At 70.6% G+C, this 3,373-nt stretch carries 2 protein-coding genes; one reads left to right on the forward strand and one right to left on the reverse strand.

All coding sequences use genetic code 11. The features are described from left to right. A partial coding sequence (locus KGQ19_RS48105) for a DUF2142 domain-containing protein (protein WP_212022275.1) occupies positions 1–1,579 on the forward strand: 1,579 nt, incomplete at its 5' end. A gap of 37 nt (positions 1,580–1,616) precedes the next feature. Here KGQ19_RS48105 and KGQ19_RS48110 read toward each other — a convergent pair. After that, the gene (locus KGQ19_RS48110) at positions 1,617–3,182 is read right to left on the reverse strand and encodes a hypothetical protein (protein ID WP_212022276.1); all 1,566 of its coding nucleotides are present in this window, start codon (positions 3,180–3,182) and stop codon (positions 1,617–1,619) included. Positions 3,183–3,373 lie beyond the last annotated feature (191 nt).

The following is a 3,373-nucleotide window of genomic DNA, read 5'->3' on the forward strand; positions in this document are numbered from 1 at the left end:
CCGCCCACCCCCGGAACCGGCCCCGATCCTGCCCGAAGAACCGGGCCGCACCACCCGGGCGCGCCAGCGCGTCGTCAGAGCCCTGAACCGTCCGTGGCTCCTGGCCCTGATCGGCTTCTTCCTGGTCTCCGCAGGCTGGGCCTTCGCCTCCCCGATGTCCACCTCGCCGGACGAGCCCTCGCACATGGTCAAGGCGGCCGCGACCGCCCGGGGTGAGTTCGTGAACTCGACCTCGCGCCACGAGATCAGCGGCGGCTTCGAGAAGACCTGGCTCGGCTATCCGCTGCCCGCGAAGTACAACACCCTCGACGCGATGTCCGCCTGCTTCCGCAACCAACTCGTCTCCGCGGCCTGCGGCAAGAAGTTCGGGACCGATAACTCCACGGCGATCGTCGAGACCTCTGCAGGCAACTACAACCCCGCGTACTACTTCCCTGTAGGGCTTCCCAGCCTGTTCCTCCCCGGAGTGGGAGCGCTATATGGGATGCGTCTAGCCTCCGCCCTCCTCAACTCGGGGCTGCTCGCGGCGGCCGTCGGCATCGCGTCCGGCTGGCGCCGTCCGGGCTGGCCGGTATTGGGGGTCGTGGCCAGCGGCACCCCTATGGCGTTGTTCCTGAGCGGCACCGTGAACTCCAACGGCATGGAGGCCACCGCCGCGGTACTCGCCTGGACCGCCGGCATGTCGCTGGCGCTCGACGACGACCCGAAACCGGGCCAGGTGACGCGGCGCGCCGTGGGCCTGGCCGTCGGCGGGGCGCTGCTGGCGAACACCCGGAGCCTGGGGATCGCCTTCGTGGCGTCCGTGCTGGTCGCGTTGGTGATCGTGGCCGGGCCGCGCAAGCTGGTGTGGCTGGCGCGGTTCCGGGCCGTGCAGATCATGGCCGGGGTGCTGGTGGTCGGCGGGGTCGCGGCGTTCCTGTGGAGCCGGTACGCGGACACCCTCACAGCCTCGAACCTGTCCTTCCCGACGCTGACTCCCGGGGTCGTGTTCAACGAGGTCTTCTGGAGCTCCGGCACCTACATCATGCAGGTGGTCGGGGAACTCGGCTGGCTCGACGTGGCGCTGCCACCGGGCACCACGATCGCCTGGTACGCCGTCGCTGGCCTGCTCATCCTGTCCGCCCTCGGCGTCGGCCGGCTCCGGGAGACGGCGGTGGTGGCGGCGCTCGTCGTCGGCACCGTGGCGATCCCGCTGGTCGCACAGGTGCTGGAGGCCAACCGCTTCGGCATCGGCTGGCAGGGCCGCTACATCCTGGCCTGGGTGCTCGGCCTGCCGGTGCTCGCCGGGCTGCTGATCGCCCGCCGCGTCGGGGCGGACCTGCCCGGCGCGCTGGAGCGGCGGGTCCCCACCGCGGCGGCCGTGGTGCTGGGCCTGGCCGGGCTCGGGGCCTTCTACTGGTCGATGACGCGGTACGCGCACAGCGGCTGGCGCAAGTACGGCATCACCCCGATCCAGTGGAGCCCGCCGGGCGGCTGGATCCTGTGGTGGGTGGTGTACGCGATCGGACTCGCGGTACTGGTCGCGACGGTCGCGGTGCGGCGACGCGACGTACTGTGGCATCCACCGCCGGTCGCCTGAGGGGTTCATCCCGCAGCGCTATTACGCAGTCCCCTCCTCAGTGATTCCTCGGCCCCGCGAAGTTGTTCATCCAGGACTGGTCCCCGGTCGCCGAGCACTGATGGTTCGGCGCGTACTTCGGACATGTACCGTCCGGCTTGCGCATGGTCTGCGACACGTAGGCGAGGATCTTGTAGCTGTTCGTCTTCGCGGGCATCCAATAGTCCGACACCGACGACGCCGCGCTCCCCAGCACCAACAGCACCGCGGCCAGCGCCCCGACGTGCGCGCCGAGCCGCGACGGCAACGGCGGCCAGCCCGCCAGCCGGGTGGCGGCGAACGCCGTCGCCGCGGCACCCAGCACCAGGACGCAGTACAGGAGCTGGTTGCCGGTGCGCGGCCACAGCTGCACCGTGCCCGTCGCCCACATCCGCGACGCGATCTCCATCCGCCACAGCCACGTGCCGCCGAACACACACGCCACCGTCACCGCCAGCGGCCGCCGCCAACCCAGCCACAACGCCACCCCGAGCCCGGCGAACGTCAGCACGCTGAACAGCCCCAGCCCGGCCAACTCGCCCGGCGGCGGCCACTGCCCCACGTCCCCGGGCATGTCGGTCCGCCACATCGAGAAGAACGCCGGGTCGGTGTACGCGTCGAAGCCGTAGGCCCGGTCCACGTTGCCGGGCCCGGTCAGGTCCTTGACGTACCAGCCGCACAGCACCCCGAACACCGCGACCGTCACGCCGATGAACGCCAACAGCCGCCCGACCCGCGCCTTCGACCACGGGAACAGCAACAACACCGCGGCCACCAGCCCCGGCGCGCTCCACAACGACGAGCCCGGATAGATCAGGAACAGCAGCGAATACAGCAGCCCGAACAACACCGCGCTGACCAGCACCGGCCGCCACGCCATGTCCCCGACCCGCATCGTGTGCCGCACCGAGACCACGAACACCGGCAGCAATACGATCATCACAACGGCGCCATACGGCTTGTACGGATCGATGATCGAGTACGCCGGCACCACCCCCACCACCAGCGCCCACAACGGACTCAACACGAACCGCCACGCGCAATAGGCGGCCGGCCCGGTAATAGCGGCCCCACCGATCTCCATATCGCGGAACGCCGCCGCGGTATTGCCGTGGTGGAACAGCTGCGCCCACCACGCCAGCGCATGCAGCGTCAGCGGCGGATACGTCGGATTCGGGTTCCCGTGCCCATGCACGATCGACGCCGACCACTCCACCAACCGCCCAGTGTCCCCCGACAGGCCGAACAGAGGCCACGGCGTCCCCTTCAGCGCCACCACAATCCCGCCGGCCAAGAACCCCGACGCCAACCCCGCAAGCGCAGCGCAGACCACCCGCTTCGCCACGTCATACGCCCGACCCCCGCGCCACCGGTGGCAGAACATCAGCACCCCGAGCAGCACCACCCCGAGCACGGTGAACCGCACCTGCAACGCCGCCAGCGCACTGACCTGCCCCGTCCGATCCAACGGATCCACATCAACGAACCGCGCCGCCACCGGCATCACCAGCCCCCCGGCCACCGCCGCCACCACCTCGGCACCCGGCACCACCACACGCCGCAGGCCCGAAGCCCAACCACTCATCGAGCCCTGCCTCTCCACATCCACTCACCCACGCTGCCGAGGGAACGATCCAGAACGCCCCCGGTAACGCCCCACGCGGCCAGCCGCGATCTTGACGCGCCACAAGCCCCGCCCGGCCGCTGGTCCTTCCGCTCGCGCGCCGGTCATCGTGCCCTGCCCTTCCGCGCAAGCCGAACCCGCCCGTGTTCCCC

The sequence above is a fragment of the Catenulispora pinistramenti genome, from assembly GCF_018274385.1.
GTDB lineage: Bacteria > Actinomycetota > Actinomycetes > Streptomycetales > Catenulisporaceae > Catenulispora > Catenulispora pinistramenti.